The organism is Shigella flexneri 2a str. 301 (assembly GCF_000006925.2).
Taxonomy (GTDB): Bacteria; Pseudomonadota; Gammaproteobacteria; order Enterobacterales; family Enterobacteriaceae; genus ECMA0423.
This window is the reverse complement of the sequence record NC_004337.2, coordinates 1,911,277-1,931,731: the sequence shown is the minus strand read 5'-3', so window position 1 is coordinate 1,931,731 and position 20,455 is coordinate 1,911,277. Positions and strand designations below refer to the sequence as shown.

Annotated in this window: 14 protein-coding genes, 3 pseudogenes and 4 other annotated features; of the genes and pseudogenes, 13 read left to right on the top strand and 4 right to left on the bottom strand. The window is 53.7% G+C overall.

Annotated features, from left to right (window positions below; all coding sequences use genetic code 11):
• The first annotated feature begins 20 nt into the window (after positions 1-20).
• The 10 genes and pseudogenes from SF1890 to SF1881 all read left to right on the top strand — a co-directional run bounded on the left by SF1890 (position 21) and on the right by SF1881 (position 11,879).
• Positions 21-296 carry a prophage CP-933K tail protein gene (locus tag SF1890; protein NP_707738.2) on the top strand — a complete coding sequence of 92 codons (276 nt, stop codon included), beginning with the start codon at positions 21-23 and terminating at the stop codon, positions 294-296.
• On the top strand, positions 268-3,309 hold the full coding sequence (locus SF1889; RefSeq protein ID NP_707737.1) for a tail length tape measure protein: 3,042 nt from the start codon (positions 268-270) through the stop codon (positions 3,307-3,309). Before SF1890 ends, SF1889 begins: the two co-directional genes overlap by 29 nt.
• Positions 3,309-3,638, top strand: a complete 330-nt coding sequence (locus SF1888; protein ID NP_707736.1) for a minor tail protein — start codon at positions 3,309-3,311, stop codon at positions 3,636-3,638. The genes SF1889 and SF1888 overlap by 1 nt, the downstream gene beginning before the upstream one ends.
• Positions 3,638-4,336: a minor tail protein gene (locus SF1887; RefSeq protein ID NP_707735.1), complete on the top strand. Its 699-nt coding sequence runs from the start codon at positions 3,638-3,640 to the stop codon at positions 4,334-4,336. Before SF1888 ends, SF1887 begins: the two co-directional genes overlap by 1 nt.
• Before the next feature lie 148 nt (positions 4,337-4,484).
• Entirely contained in the window at positions 4,485-5,084 is a 600-nt protein-coding gene (locus tag SF1886) for a tail assembly protein (protein ID NP_707734.2), read from the top strand.
• Positions 5,081-5,623, top strand: a complete 543-nt coding sequence (locus SF1885) for a phage tail protein (protein ID NP_707733.2) — start codon at positions 5,081-5,083, stop codon at positions 5,621-5,623. The genes SF1886 and SF1885 overlap by 4 nt, the downstream gene beginning before the upstream one ends.
• A gap of 60 nt (positions 5,624-5,683) precedes the next feature.
• Entirely contained in the window at positions 5,684-9,163 is a 3,480-nt protein-coding gene (locus SF1884; RefSeq protein ID NP_707732.1) for a host specificity protein, read from the top strand.
• A gap of 67 nt (positions 9,164-9,230) precedes the next feature.
• Entirely contained in the window at positions 9,231-9,830 is a 600-nt protein-coding gene (locus SF1883) for a membrane protein (RefSeq protein ID NP_707731.1), read from the top strand.
• Positions 9,831-9,893: 63 nt separating this feature from the next.
• Positions 9,894-11,177: pseudogene (locus SF1882) on the top strand.
• Positions 9,941-16,811: a sequence feature (ipaH island III), on the bottom strand. It overlaps the preceding pseudogene by 1,237 nt.
• A complete protein-coding gene (locus tag SF1881; protein NP_707729.1) occupies positions 11,256-11,879 on the top strand; it encodes a prophage CP-933K tail protein in 624 nt (207 codons plus the stop codon). Its footprint overlaps the feature before it by 624 nt.
• Here the strand turns inward: SF1881 and ipaH_4 are convergent.
• Positions 12,059-13,810 carry an invasion plasmid antigen gene (ipaH_4, locus tag SF1880; RefSeq protein ID NP_707728.1) on the bottom strand — a complete coding sequence of 584 codons (1,752 nt, stop codon included), beginning with the start codon at positions 13,808-13,810 and terminating at the stop codon, positions 12,059-12,061.
• The gene (locus tag SF1879) at positions 14,410-14,658 is read right to left on the bottom strand and encodes a bacteriophage protein (RefSeq protein ID NP_707727.1); all 249 of its coding nucleotides are present in this window, start codon (positions 14,656-14,658) and stop codon (positions 14,410-14,412) included.
• Positions 15,013-17,062 (bottom strand) — a sequence feature (Similar to Escherichia coli K12 conserved hypothetical protein gi: 1788174 (200 aa). BLAST with identity of 96% in 719 aa. This CDS has been disrupted by insertion. The sequence has been checked and is believed to be correct.).
• Positions 15,013-17,062: pseudogene (gene yecD, locus SF1877) on the bottom strand. Its footprint overlaps the feature before it by 2,050 nt.
• Positions 15,356-16,729, top strand: a mobile genetic element. (Overlaps the previous pseudogene by 1,374 nt.)
• A complete protein-coding gene (locus SF1878) occupies positions 15,387-16,583 on the bottom strand; it encodes an insertion sequence element ISSfl2 transposase (RefSeq protein NP_707726.1) in 1,197 nt (398 codons plus the stop codon). (Overlaps the previous feature by 1,197 nt.) Before yecD ends, SF1878 begins: the two are co-directional and overlap by 1,197 nt.
• A 276-nt stretch (positions 17,063-17,338) precedes the next feature.
• The 3 genes and pseudogenes from aspS (at position 17,339) to yebC (ending at position 20,451) form a co-directional block, all read left to right on the top strand.
• Complete coding sequence (aspS, locus tag SF1876) at positions 17,339-19,111, top strand: aspartyl-tRNA synthetase (protein NP_707725.1); 1,773 nt, start codon at positions 17,339-17,341, stop codon at positions 19,109-19,111.
• A gap of 87 nt (positions 19,112-19,198) precedes the next feature.
• Positions 19,199-19,681, top strand: a complete 483-nt coding sequence (gene ntpA, locus SF1875) for a dihydroneopterin triphosphate pyrophosphatase (RefSeq protein NP_707724.2) — start codon at positions 19,199-19,201, stop codon at positions 19,679-19,681.
• A 28-nt stretch (positions 19,682-19,709) separates the two neighbouring features.
• Positions 19,710-20,451: a sequence feature (Similar to Escherichia coli K12 conserved hypothetical protein gi: 1788171 (247 aa). BLAST with identity of 97% in 247 aa. This CDS ontains frameshift. The sequence has been checked and is believed to be correct.), on the top strand.
• A pseudogene (yebC, locus tag SF1874) lies at positions 19,710-20,451 on the top strand. (Overlaps the previous feature by 742 nt.)
• Positions 20,452-20,455 lie beyond the last annotated feature (4 nt).

Sequence of the window (20,455 nt, the reverse complement as noted above, 5' to 3'; positions counted from 1 at the left end):
GGCGGGCAGACTGGCGGCGGATGCTGTCGGATATGTCGGCCACTGAGCTTGGTGAGTGGGGCGATTATTTCCGGATGCAGAGCTTCAGTGATGTGTGGATGGATGCGCAGTTTGCCTCGCTGAAGGCATTGATCGTGAGAATGGTGTCCGGCAGCAGCGATGCTGCGGTGGCTGATTTCAGCCTTTTACCGGAAGAGAACGGGATACCGGAGCGAACGGACGAAGAACTGATGCATCTTGGGGAAGGTATTTCCGGAGGTGTGCGTTATGGACCAGATAGCCAACCTGGTCATTGATTTGGGGATTGATGCGGCAGAGTTTAAAAATGAAATTCCCCGTATCAAAAACCTTCTGAATGGTGCAGCCAGCGATGCAGAACGGTCTTCTGCCCGTATGCAGCGTTTTATGGAGCGTCAGACTCAGGCGGCCCGGCAGACAATGCAGGCGGCTTCTTCGGCTGCAACAGCAGCATCAGCCCATGCGCAGACGGTGGAGAAGAATGCACGGGCTCATGAACGCATGGCCCGTGAGGTGGAACAAACCCGTCTGCGCGTGGATGCCCTGAATCAGAAAATGCGCGAGGAACAGGCGCAGGCCAGGGCACTGGCGGAGGCGCAGGATAAAGCGGCTGCCGCCTTTTATCGCCAGATTGACAGTGTGAAACAGGCCGGTGCGGGGCTTCAGGAATTACAGCGTATTCAGCAGCAGATCCGACAGGCCAGAAACAGTGGCGGGGTTGGTCAGCAGGATTATCTGGCGCTGATTTCGGAGATCACGGCGAAAACCCGTGCCCTGACGCAGGCAGAGGAACAGGCCACCCGGCAGAAAGCGGCGTTTATCCGCCAGCTTAAAGAGCAGGCAACCCGCCAGAATCTGTCGTCTTCTGAGTTGCTTCGCGCCAGGGCGGCTCAGCTGGGGGTAAGCAGTGCTGCAGAAGTGTATATCCGCAAAATGGAGCGGGCAGGAAAAGCCACACATTCGCTGGGGCTGAAAAGTGCGGCAGCCCGGCGGGAGCTGGGGGTGTTAATCAGTCAGATGGCGCGAGGCAATTTTGGTGCGCTGAGGGGATCCGGGATAACGCTGGCTAACCGTGCCGGATGGACAGGCGCACTGATGTCGCCGAAAGGCATGATGACTGGCGGCGTTATTGGCGGACTTGTCGCGGCGGTCCTGGGTCTGGGTAAAGCCTGGCATGACGGCCGGAAGGAGGGCGAGAAATTTAACCGTCAGCTGGCGCTGACGGGACATTATGCCGGTGTCACTGTCGGGCAGTTGTGGAAACTCAGCCGGGCCATATCCGGGAATGGTATCACGCAACATGCGGCAGCCGGTGCGCTGGCACAGGTGGTGGGCAGTGGGGCATTTCATGGAAACGATATTGGTATGGTGGCGAAAGCTGCCGCACAGATGGAGCGATCGGTTGGCCAGTCGGTCAGCGATACCATAAATCAGTTTAAGCGGCTGAAGGATGATCCTGTAAATGCCGCGAAGGCGCTGGACAATGCGCTGCATTTTTTGAATGCCACTCAGCTTGAGCAGATACGCGTCCTTGGGGAGCAGGGGCGGTCCAGTGATGCGGCCCGGATCGCCATGTCTGCGCTGGCAGAGGAAACCGGTAAACGCACATCTGATATTGATAATAATCTCAATGCGCTGGGTAGTACGCTGCAAACCTTGTCTGACTGGTGGAAGCAGTTCTGGGATGCGGCCATGAATATTGGTCGTGAAGACTCGCTGGATGCGCAGATTGATGCGTTACAGGAAAAAATTCAGCGCGCGAAAAAATATCCGTGGACAAACGCCTCCACACAGGTGGAGTACGATCAGCAGCGTCTTAACGATCTTCAGGAGAAAAAACGCCGGAAGGATTTGCAGGATGCAAAAGCGCAGGCAGAACGGAATTACCAGGAGCAACAGAAACGCCGGAATGCTGAAAATGCCGCGCTGAACCGGATGAATGAAACGGAAGCTGCACGACATCAGCGGGAAATTGCGCGTATTAATGCCATGCAGTACGCCGACCAGGCTGTCAGGGATGCGGCGATACAGCGTGAAAATGAACGTTACGAAAAAGCCATTAAGAAAAATACACGGGCAACCCGTAATGATGAGGCCACCCGGTTATTGCTGCAGTACAGTCAGCAGCAGGCACAGGTGGAAGGGCAGATTGCTGCTGCCAGACAGTCAGCAGGCATTGCCACTGAAAGGATGACTGAAGCGCATAAACAGCTTCTGGCCCTGCAGCAGCGCATCAGCGACCTGGACGGGAAAAAGCTGACGGCAGATGAAAAGAGTGTGCTGGCCCGTAAGAATGAGCTGATTCAGGCGCTGACGCTGCTGGATGTGAAACAGCAGGAGCTGCAGAAACAGACAGCGCTTAACGACCTGAGAAAAAAAACGGTTCAGCTGACCAGCCAGCTGGCAGACAAAGAACGTGCACTGCGTGAGCAGCACAATCTGGATATTGCCACTGCAGGTATGGGGGATAAGCAGCGGCAGCGCTACCAGGCACAGTTGCGCATCCGGCAGGAATACCGGCAACAGTTGCAACAGCTTGAGAATGACAGTCGCCAGAAAGGCACTTACGGGACGGAGGACTACCGGAGGGCTGAGGAGGTGCTGAAGGGGAGCCTGAAGCGACAACTGAATGAAAACAAACGCTACTGGCAGGAACTGGAAGTGGCGCAGGGCGACTGGAAAAACGGTGCCATGCGGGCGTTTCAGAATTTTACGGCGGATGCGGATAATGCGGCGGGAACGGCAGAACAGATGTTTACAGTGGCATTCAGCAGTGCCGGTAATGCACTGGCGACATTCTGTACCACCGGTAAGCTGAATTTTAAATCCTTCACCTCTTCCCTGTTGTCAGATATGGCCAGAATTATGGCACAGATGGCCATGATGCAGGCGGTAAAGGGCGTCGGTTCTTTATTCGGCTTCACGACTAATGCTGATGGCGGTGTTTACCAGTCTGCTGATTTGAGTCGCTACAGTGGCACGGTGGTTAACCGTCCGACGTTTTTTGCTTTTGCAAAAGGCGCGGGTGTGATGGGGGAAGCGGGACCTGAAGCCATTCTGCCACTGCGTCGCGGTGCTGATGGTAAGCTGGGGGTTGTGGCGGATACTGGTGGTTCAGGCATGGTGATGTTTGCCCCGCAGTACAACATTGAGATCAATAACGACGGCACGAACGGGCAGATAGGTCCGGCTGCCCTGAAGGTGGTTTATGACCTCGGGAAAAAAGCGGCCGCGGACTTTATGCAACAGCAGGCCCGTGATGGTGGCCGGTTAAGTGGAGCATACCGGTAATGGAGACGTTTCACTGGAAAGTGCGCCCGGATATGAATGTGGTATCAGAGCCGAAAGTGGTGACAGTGAAGCTGGGCGATGGTTATGAACAGCGTCGTGCGGCGGGACTGAATAACCAGTTGTCGACTTACAGCGTGACGATACGTGTTCGTAAAGGTGAACACCCATCTTTAAAAGCCTTTCTGGAACGGCACGGTGGCGTCCGCGCATTTCAGTGGACGCCACCTTATGACTGGAAACTGATCAGGGTGGTTTGTCGTAAATGGTCGGCAAGCGTGGGGGCGTTATGGGTGACTGTAACGGCCGATTTTGAACAGGTGGTGAACTGATGCAGGATATCCGGCAGGAAACACTGAATGAATGCACCCGTGCGGAGCAGTCAGCCCGGGTGGAGCTCTGGGAAATCGATCTGACAGAGGTCGGTGGTGAGCGTTATTTTTTCTGTAATGAGCAGAACGAAAAAGGTGAGCCGGTCACCTGGCAGGGGCGGCAGTATCAGGCATACCCCATTCAGGGGTCGGGGTTTGAACTGAACGGCAGGGGCTGTGCTGCCCGTCCGACACTGACGGTCTCTAACCTGCACGGCATGGTCACCGGGATGGCGGAAGATCTGCAGAGTCTGGTCGGCGGAACGGTGGTCCGGCGTAAGGTTTACGCCCGTTTTCTGGATGCGGTGAACTTCGTCAACGGAAACAGCGACGCCGATCCGGAACAGGAGGTGATCAGCCGCTGGCGCATCGAGCAGTGCAGCGAACTGAGCGCGGTCAGTGCCTCTTTTGTGCTGGCCACACCAACGGAGACGGATGGCGCGGTTTTCCCGGGGCGTATCATGCTGGCGAATACCTGTATGTGGACTTACCGTTCTGATGAGTGTGGTTACACGGGCAGGGCAGTGGCTGACGAGTTCGACAAACCAACAACGGATATCCGGAAGGACAAATGCAGCAAGTGTATGCGCGGGTGTGAGTTGCGCAACAATACCGGTAATTTCGGCGGTTTCCTTTCCATCAATAAACTTTCTCAGTAAATCCATGACACAGACAGAATCAGCGATTCTGGCGCACGCCCGGCGATGTGCGCCAGCGGAGTCGTGTGGCTTCGTGGTGAGAACGCCGGAGGGAGACAGGTATCTTCCCAGCGAGAATATCTCCGGTGAGCCGGAGGAACGGTTCCGGATGGCTCCGGAGGACTGGCTGCGGGCACAAATGCAGGGTGAGATTGTGGCACTGGTCCACAGTCATCCCGGTGGTCTGCCCTGGCTGAGTGAGGCTGACCGGCGGCTGCAGGTGCAGAGTGATTTGCCGTGGTGGCTGGTCTGCCGGGGGACGATTCACAAGTTCCGCTGTGTGCCGCATCTCACCGGGCGGCGCTTTGAGCACGGGGTGACGGACTGTTACACGCTGTTCCGGGATGCTTATCATCTGGCGGGGATTGAGATGCCGGATTTTCATCGCGGGGATGACTGGTGGCGTCACGGTCAGAATCTCTATCTGGATAATCTGGAGGCCACAGGGCTGTATCAGGTGCCGTTGTCATCAGCACAACCGGGCGATGTGCTGCTGTGCTGTTTTGGTTCATCGGTGCCGAATCATGCCGCCATTTACTGCGGCGATGGTGAGCTGCTGCACCATATTCCTGAACAACTGAGTAAACGAGAGAGGTATACCGACAAATGGCAGCGACGCACACACTCCCTCTGGCGTCACCGGGAATGGCACGCATCTGCCTTTACGGGGATTTGCAACGATTTGGCCGCCGCATCGACCTTCGTGTGAAAACGGGGGCTGAAGCCATCCGCGCACTGGCCACACAGCTCCCGGCGTTTCGTCAGAAACTGAGTGACGGCTGGTATCAGGTGCGCATTGCCGGGCGTGATGCAGGTGAAACCGAATTGTCTGCCCGTCTTAATGAGCCGCTGGCAAATGGTGCAGTGATCCACATAGTACCGCGTCTGGTGGGAGCTAAAAGTGGCGGTGTGTTTCAGGCGGTGCTGGGGGCAGCTGTTATGGCGGTTGCTATATGGATGCCGGGGGTAGGAATTATGGCGAGTAATCTGCTGTTTTCTCTCGGTGCCAGTATGACGCTTGGCGGTGTTGCACAGATGCTGGCACCGAAAGCCAGAACTCCCCGTACACAGACAACGGATAACGGCAAACAGAACACCTGTTTCTCCTCACTGGATAACATGGTTGCCCAGGGCAATGTTCTGCCTGTTCTGTACGGTGAAATGCGCGTGGGGTCGCGGGTGGTATCTCAGGAGATCAGCACGGCAGACGAAGGGGATGGTGGTCAGGTTGTGGTGATTGGTCGCTGATGCAAAATGTTTCATGTGAAACCGCCTGCGGGCGGTTTTGTCGTTTATGGAGCGTGAGGAATGGGTAAAGGCAGCAGTAAGGGGCATACCCCGCGCGAAGCGAAGGACAACCTGAAATCCACGCAGTTGCTGAGTGTGATTGATGCCATCAGCGAAGGGCCGGTTGACGGTCCGGTGGATGGATTAAAAAGCGTGCTGCTGAACGGTACGCCGGTCCTGGATAGCGAGGGGAAGACAAACTTTTCCGGTGTTACGGTGGTGTTCCGCGCCGGCGAGCAGGAGCAGACACCGCCGGAGGGGTTTGAATCTTCCGGCTCAGAGACTGTGCTGGGTACGGAAGTGAAATACGACACGCCGATCACCCGGACCATCACGTCGGCAAACATTGATCGTCTGCGCCTGACCTTCGGTGTGCAGGCACTGGTGGAAACCACCTCAAAGGGGGACCGGAATCCGTCGGAAGTCCGCCTGCTGGTTCAGATACAGCGTAACGGTGGCTGGGTGACGGAAAAAGACATCACCATTAAGGGCAAAACCACTTCGCAGTATCTGGCCTCGGTGGTGGTGGGTAACCTGCCGCCGCGCCCGTTTAATATCCGGATGCGCAGGATGACACCGGACAGCACCACAGACCAGCTGCAGAACAAAACGCTCTGGTCGTCGTACACCGAAATCATCGATGTGAAACAGTGCTACCCGAACACGGCGCTGGTCGGCGTGCAGGTGGATTCAGAGCAGTTCGGTAACCAGCAGGTGAGTCGCAATTATCATCTTCGCGGGCGCATTCTGCAGGTGCCGTCGAACTATAACCCGCAGACGCGGCAATACAGCGGTATCTGGGACGGAACGCTTAAGCCAGCATACAGCAACAACATGGCCTGGTGTCTGTGGGACATGCTCACTCATCCGCGCTACGGCATGGGGAAACGTCTTGGTGCGGCAGATGTGGACAAATGGGCGCTGTATGTCATCGGCCAGTACTGCGACCAGTCAGTGCCGGACGGATTTGGCGGCACGGAGCCGCGCATCACCTGTAACGCTTACCTGACCACACAGCGTAAGGCGTGGGATGTTCTCAGTGATTTCTGCTCGGCGATGCGCTGTATGCCGGTATGGAACGGGCAGACGCTGACGTTCGTGCAGGACCGACCGTCGGATAAAGTGTGGACCTATAACCGCAGTAATGTGGTGATGCCGGATGATGGCGCGCCGTTCCGCTACAGCTTCAGCGCCCTGAAGGACCGCCATAATGTCGTTGAGGTGAACTGGATTGATCCGGACAACGGTCATGAGACGGCGACAGAGCTTGTGGAGGACACGCAGGCCATTGTCCGTTACGGTCGTAACGTCACGAAGATGGATGCCTTTGGCTGTACCAGCCGGGGACAGGCGCACCGCGCCGGGCTGTGGCTGATTAAAACGGAACTGCTGGAAACGCAGACCGTGGACTTCAGCGTCGGCGCAGAAGGGCTTCGCCATGTACCGGGTGATGTCATTGAAATCTGCGATGATGATTATGCCGGTATCAGCACCGGTGGTCGCGTACTGGCGGTGAACAGCCAGACCCGGACGCTGACGCTCGACCGTGAAATCACGCTGCCGTCCTCCGGTACCACGCTGATAAGCCTGGTTGACGGAAATGGCAATCCGGTCAGCGTGGAGGTTCAGTCCGTCACCGACGGCGTGAAGGTGAAAGTGAGCCGGGTTCCTGACGGCGTTGCAGAATACAGCGTGTGGGGGCTGAAGCTGCCGACGCTGCGCCAGCGCCTGTTCCGCTGCGTGAGTATCCGTGAGAACGACGACGGCACGTATGCCATCACCGCCGTGCAGCATGTGCCGGAAAAAGAGGCCATCGTGGATAACGGGGCACACTTTGACGGTGACCGGCGCGGCACGGTGAATGGTGTCACGCCGCCAGCGGTGCAGCATCTGACCGCCGAAGTCACCGCAGACAGCGGGGAATATCAGGTGCTGGCGCGATGGGACACGCCGAAGGTGGTGAAGGGTGTGAGCTTCCTGCTTCGCCTGACCGTGGCAGCGGACGACGGCAGTGAGCGGCTGGTCAGCACAGCCAGGACGACGGAAACCACATACCGCTTCAGGCAGCTGGCGCTGGGGAATTACAGTCTGACAGTCCGGGCGGTAAATGCCCGGGGGCAGCAGGGCGATCCGGCGTCGGTATCGTTCCGGATTGCGGCACCGGCAGCGCCTGTCACTATTGAACTGATACCGGGGTATTTTCAGATAACGGTGGTCCCGAAACTGGCTGTATATGACCCGACGGTGCAGTTTGAGTTCTGGTTTTCGGAAAAGCGGATTGCGGATATCAGGCAGGTTGAAACCAGCGCCCGCTATCTTGGCACGGCGCTGTACTGGATAGCCGCCAGTATCAATATCAGGCCGGGCCATGATTATTATTTTTACGTTCGCAGTGTGAACACCGTTGGCAAATCGGCATTTGTGGAGGCCGTCGGTCGGGCGAGCGATGATGCGGAAGGTTATCTGAGTTTTTATAAAGGGTTGATCAATAAAACGCATCTCGGCAAGGAGTTGTGGACGCAGATTGATAACGGTCAGCTTGCGCCGGACCTGACTGAAATCAGGACGTCCATTACGAATGTCAGCAATGAAATCACGCAAACCGTCAATAAAAAACTGGAAAATCAGAGTGCTGCAATCCAGCAGATACAGAAAGTTCAGGTTGATACAAATAATAACCTGAACAGCATGTGGGCTGTGAAGCTGCAACAGATGAAGGACGGACGCCTTTATATTGCGGGTATCGGTGCCGGTATTGAGAATACGCCAGCAGGAATGCAGAGTCAGGTGCTGCTGGCGGCAGACAGGATTGCGATGATTAATCCTGCGAATGGCAACACAAAGCCGATGTTTGTTGGTCAGGGCGATCAGATATTCATGAACGACGTGTTCCTGAAACGCCTGACGGCTCCGACCATTACCAGCGGCGGTAATCCTCCGGCATTTTCCCTGACACCTGGCGGACGGCTGACGGCGAAAAATGCCGATATCAGCGGTAACGTGAACGCGAACTCCGGGACGCTCAACAACGTCACGATTAATAAGAACTGTCGGGTTCTGGGAAAATTGTCCGCGAACCAGATTGAAGGCGATCTCGTTAAAACAGTGGGCAAACCTTTCCCACGGGACTCCCGGGCACCGGAGAGGTGGCCATCAGGGACCATTACCGTCAGGGTTTATGACGATCAGCCGTTTGATCGGCAAATTGTTATTCCCGCGGTGGCGTTTCGCGGTGCTAAACATGAGCGGAAGAATAACAATATTTATTCGTCATGCCGCCTGATAGTGAAGAAAAACGGTGCTGAAATTTATAACCGAACGACCCTGGATAATACGCTGATATATACGGGTGTTATTGATATGCCTGCCGGTCACGGTCACATGACGCTGGAGTTTTCTGTATCGGCATGGCTGGTAAATGGCTGGTATCCCACAGCAAGTATCAGCGATTTGCTGGTTGTTGTGATGAAGAAATCCACAGCAGGTATCAGTATCAGCTGAATTTTATAACCCAGATACGGGCACCAGAAATGGTGCCTTTTTTATTGCAGAAAAGCGAGAGGTAATTATGCGTAAACTTTATGCTGCCATTTTGTCCGCAGCCATCTGTCTGGCTGTATCCGGTGCGCCTGCATGGGCGTCTGAACATCGGTCCACGCTGAGCGCGGGGTATCTTCATGCCTCGACGAACGCTCCCGGCAGTGATGATCTGAACGGGATTAACGTGAAATACCGTTATGAGTTTACGGACACGCTGGGGCTGGTGACGTCATTCAGCTATGCCAACGCTGAAGATGAGCAAAAAACGCATTACAGTGATACCCGCTGGCATGAGGATTCCGTGCGTAACCGCTGGTTCAGCGTGATGGCGGGGCTGTCTGTGCGCGTGAATGAATGGTTCAGCGCGTATGCGATGGCGGGCGTGGCTTACAGCCGTGTGTCGACCTTCTCCGGGGATTATCTCCGCGTAACTGACAACAAGGGGAAAACGCACGATGTGCTGACCGGGAGTGATGACAACCGCCACAGCAACACGTCTCTGGCGTGGGGGGCTGGCGTGCAGTTTAACCCGACCGAATCCGTGGCCATTGACCTTGCTTATGAAGGTTCCGGCAGTGGCGACTGGCGCACTGACGGTTTCATCGTGGGTGTCGGTTATAAGTTCTGATTAGCCAGGTAACACAGTGTTATGACAGCCCGCTGGTTCAGGCGGGCTTTTTGTGGGGTGAATATGGCAGTAAAGATTTCAGGTGTACTGAAAGATGGGGCGGGTAAACCTGTCGTAAATTGTGCGATTGAACTGCGGGCCAGAAGAACCAGTCCGACCGTTGTGGCACACGTTGTTGCCACTTGCGTGACGGACAATAACGGTGCTTATGTGATTGAGGCTGAGCCGGGGTATTACGAGGTTGCGCTTCACTGTAACGGCTGGCAGCCAACCCGTGTCGGGGATATTGATGTGGCACCGACTGATGCACCGGGGACACTGAACGCGTTTCTGAATGCACCAAAGGATGGTGATTTACGTCCGGAGGTGATGAAGCGCTTTGAGGAAATGGTGGCGCAGGCGCAGCAGAGTGCCGGGGCTGCAGCCGGAAACGCACAGCAGACGGCGCAGGATGTGGCGGCAGCCGCAACGGCCCGTGATGATGCACAACGTTTTGCGGAGAAAGCCCGACAGGATGCAACCGTCACAGCTGAGGACAGAAAGGCCACTGCGGAAGATGTGACAAGCACAGGAGCAAATGCAGCCGCAGCCGGACAGAGCGCACAGGATGCCGCAGGTTATGCCCGCGCAGCAGAACAGGCCAAAAATGACATTGATGCTGCGCTGACCGGCACTCTGAAAATGGCTAACCATCTGTCAGAAATCGCAGCAGCAGGCGAAAAGGCACAACAGAAGTCCCGGGATAATCTGGGGCTGAAAAGTGCGGCCACGATGGAAGCACAGAGCGACATTTACGACCGGACAAAAGGCCGTCTGGCGATACCCGGCGCATTCGGCTTTGGGTGTGCTTTTCTGCCTGAAGATGTTATCCGTTTTGACACTAAGAGTGATTTCCTGGCCTGGGTAAGGAATGCGCTGCCAGGTGAATATTCCGTTGCTGGCCCCTACGGCATCATCATACCCGACACACGGTTTGAAGGGGTGCTCAGCATCCGGTGGACTGATGCACGCCCTGAGACAACAGAACCGCGGTACAGAGCCAAATCCCTTACTTTTTACGGCATTAACGGCCCCATTTATCACACCCGCTACCGCTACTGGCCCATATCCAGACTGACTGGGTGAAAATAAATATAACCACAGAAGATATTATTTACAGAATCGTGGCGAGCTCTGTCCGCAACAGATGGGGAGACCCTGACATTGGCGGGCTGATTATTGCTGCGTACCAGGGAGAAGCTGACGGTGATAAAGTCATCAGACTTGTCAGGGGGCAGTCATACAGAGGCTCACGACTGGGACCGGTGGGGATTTCAGTGCCCGGTACTCCCACCGGAACGTATATAGCATCCCCACAATTTTTCATTACGGGATGTTCAGAGCATTCATTACCGGGGTCATATTGCGCCCTGTCCGGGGTGCCGGATGCACATGTCTCTGGCGCAATGCCCGGGCTTTTTATTCGCACATCGTGAGGAATGCACCGTGGAAATTAAAAAAATCATTAATCCCCGTTATACCGAAAGTGGCGCAGTAGACTGTGACGTTTTTTTTGACGACAGGGACCAGGCAGTTCCCTACACAGCCACCGCTGATGATGTTGCACCGACGGGTCAGCAAATCTGGCAGGAACTGCAAAGTGGCAAATGGGGTGAGATAGCCCCATTCACTGTGACACCAGAAATGCTGGAAGCGGCCAGAGAGGCCAGACGTCAGGAAATTGAAGCATGGCGCACAGAACAGGAGGCGAAGCCGTTCACGTTTGAATGGAACGGCCGCACGTGGAACGCTGACGCCTCGTCAGTGGCCCGCCTGTCCCCGGTGGTCATGCTGGCAAAATCTGTCGCGGCACAAACACATATGGTGTGGAGTGATGCGGATAATCAGCAGGTGAAACTGTCGATGCCGGAACTGGAAGAACTGGCGGCAGCAATGGTGCAGGCGCAGGTCGATCGCAACGATGAGATTTATCGCCGTCAGCGGGAGATGAAAGAGGAGCTGAGCAGTCTGGATGATTTGGCTTCAATTCGGGCGTTTGACGTTAAGTAATGAATAAGCCGCAACTGGCGGAATCACAGAAGACCGCTTTGCTTACCGAGGCGGAGTCTGTCATCCGGCCGCCGGGGTGTGCGGTCAGGCTGAACAGAGAAACGGATGAATCCGGGGAGGCCCGGGGGCGGGCCTCTGTTTTTCCGGAGTCAGTCCGGTCTGTGGTTTATGCGATGTGATTATGAATGGTGCAGTTGTGAGCCGTTTTCAGGCAATCGCAGGGCCAGTACCTCGTCAGTCAGCTGACGGTAAATCTGCTGTTCAGTCTCACGCATCACCTGTGCACCGGCTTCCCTCTCCGCATCCGCATCACCGCTCAGACCTGATGCTTTCAGCCGGTCAGCCACCCTCTGAGGGTACTCATTCTCCAGCATCTCATATTTCTGCTCTTCTGCCAGCGCCCAGCGGTCAGCTTCCGTACGCTTCAGTACAGCATGCCATGGTCCCCAGAGGGAGAACCAGTCCGTAAATTCATTCTCTTCACGGCTTCTGACCATGGCTTCGGCAGTGCGGAGGTCATTTGCTGTCACTCCCGACACGCCATAGAAACGCATTTCCTTCACGGCAGTGGAGAGCTGAAGTTTCTCTGCGAGCATGGTCTGGAAGGCCAGGTAGACTTCTATCTCATCCACAAAATGGAGAGTTCTGACTTTATCCCGGGCAATGTCCTCCAGAATTTCGAGGCGGAACATTTCCCTGCCCAGGGAGAGCAGAGCGCCGGTATCATTATCGAAAAGGCCTTCAGATGCCTGATGGACCAGGAGGGTTTTCCGGAGATTGTTCCATGTGAGCGCGACACGGTCCTCACAGCTTTCAGTGGCATCAGCAGCAACAGCGAAAGACTGCTGTCGAAGCTCCGCAGAGGCACTGAGTTTTTCCAGCCATGCAGCGACCTGTTCACGGAATCCGGAGGTATTGCGTGCAGAGACGGTATCGGAAAGGCGGTCAAGGAACGCGGAAAAGGTGTTGGCGTGCTCTTCATGTTCAAAAGCATGCCATATCTGTGATACATCAGATTGTTTGTTTTCCGGGAACCATGCTGTCACGGCATCAGCCAGGGGGCGATGGAGTGTATTCTGTTGTCCGTCACTCATGGAGAAGTAAATCTGCGGGCCGTGGTAGTCCGGCGAAGATGTTAATCTTTGCAGGGATTGCAGAGCATGGGATGACAATGGGTTATCACTAATATCTATTGAACATTCATTCCTCAGATTAAGAATGCTTTCCGGGATATGACTTATCTGATTTATGTCAAAATAACCGTTCCTTAAATTTTCCGGCAGGTATGGAATATCGGTTAACATATTGTCGATTGCCCATATGGAGTGAATGTTGTGAGGTAGAGGGGGGAGTTCACTAAGAAGATTCCCTATTGCGCTAATCTCTTGTAAAGAAAATGGTAAAGGTGGTAAAACTGCCAGCCCATTACATGATACATCTAATGTTTCCAGTAGTTCTGGTAAAACAGGAAGAGAACATAATTGATTATTTGAGACATGAAGCTCCTTCAAAGATATGGGGAGTGTGGGTAGTGTGATTAGTTGATTGTGGGACGCATTCAATAATTTAAGTCCTTGAGGCAAAGCAGGCAGTTCAATAAGTCTGTTATAGCTGACATTAAGTTGTGTAAGGGACGCAGGCAATGGGGAGATTAAGCTTAAATTATTTTTACTTATATTAATTGATTTAATTCCCGGGGGGATTTCAGGTAATGTTGTCAGGCCTAATTCAGACAAGTCCAGGTTCGTCTCTTGGTTTTGTAGACATGATACTAGTCGCTGAAAAGCGATGTCTCGTTGTTCTTCTTGTATGCGGTTATTTTTCCATTCAGTCCAATGGGTTAGATAATTTTCATATGCGCGGCTAGTGTCGATTGAATAAGTGGAGAACGAATTTGAAATTAATCTGTGATTGTTATTTGTCGGGAGCATAAATATCAGGGCGTATTCTTTATGTTGAGAGGTGTTGGATTCTTTTTTATCTGCTTTGCAATGTTATTGGTTCCCTTCAGCAGTAGACAGGAACTTCTGGAGGAGGCGGATATATAGTTTGTGTAAGCATATTAACTCCATATGTTATATATTGAAGAACTTCTGCTTTACACTATCCTAAACTGGATCGGTTTAATGTAAAAAAACGATACTTTTTGGGGGGGGGGCAATTTTTCCTTAAGGTATGAAAAAAGGAGCTGAAGCTATATAATAGCTATTAATGCCACTGGTATCAGTGAATCATGTATATAAAAAACTGTGTTAAGGAGGCTGTCCATTAGCGGTTTTTTATTCTTCTGGAACCGCGGCATCTTTGCGTATCTTTTTGTCTTCTCACCGTCTGGTCGGTGTTTTGCTGAGACTGCTAATTTCCTGTCTTTGCTAGTGCTGTACTGGTACTGCCCAATCATGATTGGCGGGGGCGGGCGGAGTTGAGACCGCAGACACGTCGTATGCAAGAACGTGCTGCGGCTGGCTGGTGAACTTCCGATAGTGCGAGTATTGAATGATTTCCAGCCGTTACTGATTTTACGTGCTAATTAGTGAACAAACCACTCGTCAGCAGACTCCCAGGTATCTTTCAGAGTTTCCTGAACAAAAGTTTTAGCTGAATCTTTATCGGCGGTGCGCGTAACAGAAAGGCCATCGTTGCTGGTGGCTTTTACGATCACCTCTACATCGTCATAACGTTTACTGATGCGTCGGGTTAATTCTTCCTTTAACGCATCCACAGCACCGGTTGGCATTTTAGTCATTTTCTCTTTGGCTATGCAGATTTCAAAACGCATAAAAATCCCTCTACACTGTGTTTTTATACAGTATTATTTTTAACTGTATGGATAAACAGTGTCAAGAGTGAGGGAAAGTGATTTTTTGGGGCATGCATGGGGCAAAAATATTTGTTGTGGGGCATTTTGGGGCATGATTGGGACACTTTGTTACATATGAACTTTGCCGATTTTCATATGACATGGCAATCCAACGCTTTGATTATTCTAAAGAAAACACATGCTCTTGGGCGTTCTTTAGTGATTTTTAAAAATCCCGTATCACGCAGTTAAAGTGGCGGGCATACTCTTCAAGGCTGGTGATCCCCAACCGCACCCATTTAGGATGTGACCATTGCGGTAGACCGATGTAAATCATAACGCGTGAAGGATCTCTTCCACGCTACGCACACGGGCGATGCGCGGGTAGATATGATTAATGCTGTTATTGTGTTGCTCGGCGCTGGCGGCACTACAGGCGTCTTCGGCAATCACCAGATTAAAGCCAAGTTCCCAGGCATTGCGGGCGGTGGATTCAACACCGATATTGGTCGAGATCCCACATAACACTATTGTATCGATACCTCGGCGGCGCAGTTGCAACTCCAGATCCGTACCGTAAAACGCACCCCACTGACGTTTGATGATTTCGATATCACTGTCAGTTGCACCTAATGCAGCTGGATGTTGCCACCAGTTTTCGGGCAACACTTTAGCGGGGGGGTGCCCCTATTAAGTTGTCAAGCATGTTATGACCCCTGCGGGGTATAAAAAGTCCCGTCGCGCATCATGGCGAACAGAACGTCGCAGCGTCGTCTCGCCAGGGCGATAAGCGCCTGATTGTGTCGTTTTCCCTGACTCATTTTGCGGGTGTAGTAAGCCCTGGAGAGCGGATCCCTGAGCGCGGTGAAGGCCGACAGGAACAACGCCCGTTTGAGAGCTTTATTACCCCGTCGCGAGGGATGCTCACCGCGTATTGACGAGCCGGATCGCCGAGTTACCGGCGCAAGGCCAGCATAAGCAGCGAGATGTGCGGCAGAGGCGAAGGCGCGGCAGGCGACCTCGGTGAGGAGTCTGGCTGCGGTCCTGACACCGACTCCGGGCATACTGGTCAGGACCGGGTAAAGAGGGTGAGCAAGAACTCGCTGTTCTACCTCAAGCGCCACCTCGTCTCTTTGCTTACGCAGCGTGATGAGCTGGAGTGCCAGACGTGGCAGTACTACGGCAGCGGCATTCGTGCCGGGAACGACGACGGTTTGTTCGGCCAGTGCCTGAGCTATGTCTGCTGCAAGGCGTTTACCCAGACGAGGCGCAAGTTTGCAGAGCTGGGCTGCCAGCTTCTTCTCACCCAGCGAAGCGAGTTTTTCTGGTGAGGGATATCGCTGGAGAAGATCGAGTACCGCCGGGTGCTCAAGTCTCGGACCGAGAACGCGCTCCAGTGCCGGATGTATCTGGGTCAGAAGGCCGCGGATACGGTTGCTGGCCTGCGTTGTCTGTGCGGCAAGATCATCATCGAAGCCGCAGAGCATGGAGAGTTCGGCGATTTGCTCGTCAGCCAGTTTCAGCGTGCGTAGCGCGTGAGGCAGGGTACGGGCAGCTTCGGCAATGATGGCAGCGTCACGAGCATCAGTTTTAGCTTCACCGGCGTGTAAGTCGGCTATGCGGCGCATGGCCAGTCCAGGGAGGTATCCGACAAGGACTCCTTCTGAGCGGGCAACGGCGACAGGTAACGCACCGATGGTAGCTGGCTGATCAACAACCAGCAGTATCTGACCATGTTGTTTCAGGTCAGATATTAGCGACCTGAGTTTGTTTTCGTCGTTGGGTAATGCTTTATCGAACAGGCGTTTACCTGAACGATTAATGGCAACAGCGTGATGCGTATCTTTACCGACATCAACGCCGATAAAGACCTGGACGGATTCGTAATCGCTGGATTCGGTCATTCTGTCTCCCTTGTATATGGGTTAACCAGATAACCACGGGGAGCAGGTACCGGCATCCACGTTACAGACGGTCCCGGCAAAAGTGCCTGACCTGACCCCTATTAGCGGTTACCAGCGCCCCACCAGACCCGGTGACATCACCCCCCGGATCATGGACGACTGGGGGCAGTAATCATGCCGGGTCTGGCTGGCTAACACCCCATTATAAGGGGTACGAATAAAGTAACGGGGGCATCAACCGGCTGTTTTAATGCTTCGGCGTAATCGGCAGACCAGCCAACTCGCACCAGAAACACGGGCTGACCGCTGGCGCGAAATTTCGCCGCCAGCTTCCCGGCGCGATTAACTACCTCATCGGCAGTATGTGGACCACCGGCAAAAGGTAAGATGCCTTCTTGTAAATCGATCACCACCAACGCAGTGGTTTTAGCATTAAGTTCAAGCATGCTGACTCCTGAAAAAACAAAATCGTGCCTCACACCTTAATGCGATTAGCCGATGGCGGAACGACAAATTTTGTTAATTTTTATGAGTTCGGGCAACACCTTTATAGCAAACTGGCGTAGAGTCTGATTTCAGGCCCGATATAAAGTGGTAACGAGGCGTTCCAGCGCGGGCCAGGCTCTTACGGTGCGGCAGAATTTCCAGTATAATAGCCGCCTTTTTTCATTCAGTTGTGACATACAGCTAACGCTGCGACTTGGTCACCTGCGCAGCAGGGGGCATCCGCCGGCAGCTAAGTTAAGGGATATCTCATGCGTACAGAATATTGTGGACAGCTCCGTTTGTCCCACGTGGGGCAGCAGGTGACTCTGTGTGGTTGGGTCAACCGTCGTCGTGATCTTGGTAGCCTGATCTTCATCGATATGCGCGACCGCGAAGGTATCGTGCAGGTATTTTTCGATCCGGATCGTGCGGACGCGTTAAAGCTGGCCTCTGAACTGCGTAATGAGTTCTGCATTCAGGTTACGGGCACCGTACGTGCGCGTGACGAAAAAAATATTAACCGCGATATGGCGACCGGCGAAATTGAAGTGCTGGCGTCCTCGCTGACTATCATCAACCGCGCAGATGTTCTGCCGCTTGACTCTAACCACGTCAACACCGAAGAAGCGCGTCTGAAATACCGCTACCTCGACCTGCGTCGCCCGGAAATGGCGCAGCGCCTGAAAACCCGCGCTAAAATCACCAGCCTGGTGCGCCGTTTTATGGATGACCACGGCTTCCTCGACATCGAAACTCCGATGCTGACCAAAGCCACGCCGGAAGGCGCGCGTGACTACCTGGTGCCTTCTCGTGTGCACAAAGGTAAATTCTACGCACTGCCGCAATCCCCACAGTTGTTCAAACAGCTGCTGATGATGTCCGGTTTTGACCGTTACTATCAGATCGTTAAATGCTTCCGTGACGAAGACCTGCGCGCTGATCGTCAGCCTGAATTTACTCAGATCGATGTGGAAACTTCTTTCATGACCGCGCCGCAAGTGCGTGAAGTGATGGAAGCGCTGGTGCGTCATTTGTGGCTGGAAGTGAAGGGCGTGGATCTGGGCGATTTCCCGGTAATGACCTTTGCGGAAGCAGAACGCCGTTATGGTTCTGATAAACCGGATCTGCGTAACCCGATGGAACTGACCGACGTTGCCGATCTGCTGAAATCTGTTGAGTTTGCAGTATTTGCGGGGCCGGCGAACGATCCGAAAGGCCGTGTTGCCGCTCTACGTGTTCCGGGTGGCGCATCGCTGACCCGTAAGCAGATCGACGAATACGGTAACTTCGTTAAAATCTACGGCGCGAAAGGTCTGGCTTACATCAAAGTTAACGAACGCGCGAAAGGTCTGGAAGGTATCAACAGCCCGGTAGCGAAGTTCCTTAATGCAGAAATCATCGAAGCCATCCTGGATCGTACTGCCGCGCAAGATGGCGATATGATTTTCTTCGGTGCCGACAACAAGAAAATTGTTGCCGACGGGATGGGCGCACTGCTCCTGAAAGTGGGTAAAGACCTTGGTCTGACCGACGAAAGCAAATGGGCACCGCTGTGGGTTATCGACTTCCCGATGTTTGAAGACGACGGTGAAGGCGGCCTGACGGCAATGCACCATCCGTTCACCTCACCGAAAGATATGACTGCTGCAGAACTGAAAGCTGCACCGGAAAATGCGGTGGCGAACGCTTACGATATGGTCATCAATGGTTACGAAGTGGGCGGTGGTTCAGTACGTATCCATAATGGTGATATGCAGCAGACGGTGTTTGGTATTCTGGGTATCAACGAAGAGGAACAGCGCGAGAAATTCGGCTTCCTGCTCGACGCCCTGAAATACGGTACTCCGCCGCACGCAGGTCTGGCATTCGGTCTTGACCGTCTGACCATGCTGCTGACTGGCACCGACAATATCCGTGACGTTATCGCCTTCCCGAAAACCACGGCGGCAGCGTGTCTGATGACTGAAGCACCGAGCTTTGCTAACCCGACTGCACTGGCTGAGCTGAGCATTCAGGTTGTGAAGAAGGCTGAGAATAACTGATATGACTCAAATACACGAAATCATTCGCGTTGCATCAAGGCGGCAACTGAGTGAACTCCCATGAGCATAGATAACTATGTGAATGGGATGAGCGAAGGCAGTCAACGAAGAGGCAGCGTGAAGGATAAAGTGTATAAGCGTCCCGTTTCGATCTTAGTGGTCATCTATGCACAAGATACGAAACGGGTGCTGATGTTGCAGCGGCGTGACGATCCCGATTTCTGGCAGTCGGTAACCGGCAGCGTGGAAGAGGGTGAAACCGCGCCGCAAGCTGCCATGCGCGAAGTAAAGGAAGAGGTTACCATTGATGTTGTCGCTGAACAACTGACCTTAATTGACTGTCAGCGCACGGTAGAGTTTGAAATTTTTTCACATTTACGTCATCGCTATGCGCCGGGCGTGACGCGTAATACGGAATCATGGTTCTGTCTTGCGCTTCCGCACGAGCGGCAGATCGTTTTCACTGAACATCTGGCTTACAAGTGGCTTGATGCGCCTGCTGCGGCGGCGCTCACTAAGTCCTGGAGCAACCGGCAGGCGATTGAACAGTTTGTAATTAACGCTGCCTGAACAGGCAGGGCTATCTGGAGATATTTTTATGGCAGGTCATAGTAAATGGGCCAACACCAGACATCGTAAAGCTGCGCAGGATGCTAAGCGCGGTAAAATCTTCACTAAAATCATTCGTGAGCTGGTAACCGCGGCTAAGCTGGGCGGTGGCGATCCGGACGCTAACCCGCGTCTGCGTGCGGCGGTGGATAAAGCACTGTCTAACAACATGACCCGTGACACACTGAACCGCGCAATTGCACGTGGTGTGGGCGGTGATGATGATGCAAACATGGAAACCATCATCTACGAAGGTTACGGTCCTGGCGGCACGGCAATCATGATTGAATGTCTGTCTGACAACCGCAACCGTACCGTTGCTGAAGTGCGTCACGCATTCAGCAAATGTGGCGGTTACCTTGGCACTGACGGTTCCGTAGCTTATCTGTTCAGCAAAAAAGGCGTGATCTCCTTGGAGAAAGGCGACTAATACACCATCATGGAAGCAGATCTGGAAGCAGGTGCTGAAGACGTTGTGACATATGATGACGGCGCGATTGATGTCTACACTGCATGGGAAGAAATGGGTAAAGTGCGCGACGCTCTGGAAGCGGCACGGTCTGAATGCAGACAGCGCGGAAGTTTCCATGATCCCGTCCACCAAAGCTGATATGGATGCAGAAACCGCGCCGAAACTGATGCGTCTGATCGATATGCTGGAAGATTGCGACGACGTGCAGGAAGTTTACCATAACGGTGAAATCTCTGATGAGGTTGCAGCGACTCTCTGATGAT

Coding starts and splice junctions, on each gene's coding strand:
- ntpA (NP_707724.2), top strand. CDS start 19,199: ATGAGCGAAGGCAGTCAACGAAGAGGCAGCGTGAAGGATAAAGTGTAT.
- SF1890 (NP_707738.2), top strand. CDS start 21: ATGCTGTCGGATATGTCGGCCACTGAGCTTGGTGAGTGGGGCGATTAT.
- SF1884 (NP_707732.1), top strand. CDS start 5,684: ATGGGTAAAGGCAGCAGTAAGGGGCATACCCCGCGCGAAGCGAAGGAC.
- SF1887 (NP_707735.1), top strand. CDS start 3,638: ATGCAGGATATCCGGCAGGAAACACTGAATGAATGCACCCGTGCGGAG.
- SF1889 (NP_707737.1), top strand. CDS start 268: ATGGACCAGATAGCCAACCTGGTCATTGATTTGGGGATTGATGCGGCA.
- SF1883 (NP_707731.1), top strand. CDS start 9,231: ATGCGTAAACTTTATGCTGCCATTTTGTCCGCAGCCATCTGTCTGGCT.
- SF1879 (NP_707727.1), bottom strand. CDS start 14,658: ATGCGTTTTGAAATCTGCATAGCCAAAGAGAAAATGACTAAAATGCCA.
- SF1878 (NP_707726.1), bottom strand. CDS start 16,583: ATGACCGAATCCAGCGATTACGAATCCGTCCAGGTCTTTATCGGCGTT.
- SF1881 (NP_707729.1), top strand. CDS start 11,256: ATGCACATGTCTCTGGCGCAATGCCCGGGCTTTTTATTCGCACATCGT.
- ipaH_4 (NP_707728.1), bottom strand. CDS start 13,810: ATGCTCCCGACAAATAACAATCACAGATTAATTTCAAATTCGTTCTCC.
- SF1888 (NP_707736.1), top strand. CDS start 3,309: ATGGAGACGTTTCACTGGAAAGTGCGCCCGGATATGAATGTGGTATCA.
- SF1886 (NP_707734.2), top strand. CDS start 4,485: ATGGCTCCGGAGGACTGGCTGCGGGCACAAATGCAGGGTGAGATTGTG.
- aspS (NP_707725.1), top strand. CDS start 17,339: ATGCGTACAGAATATTGTGGACAGCTCCGTTTGTCCCACGTGGGGCAG.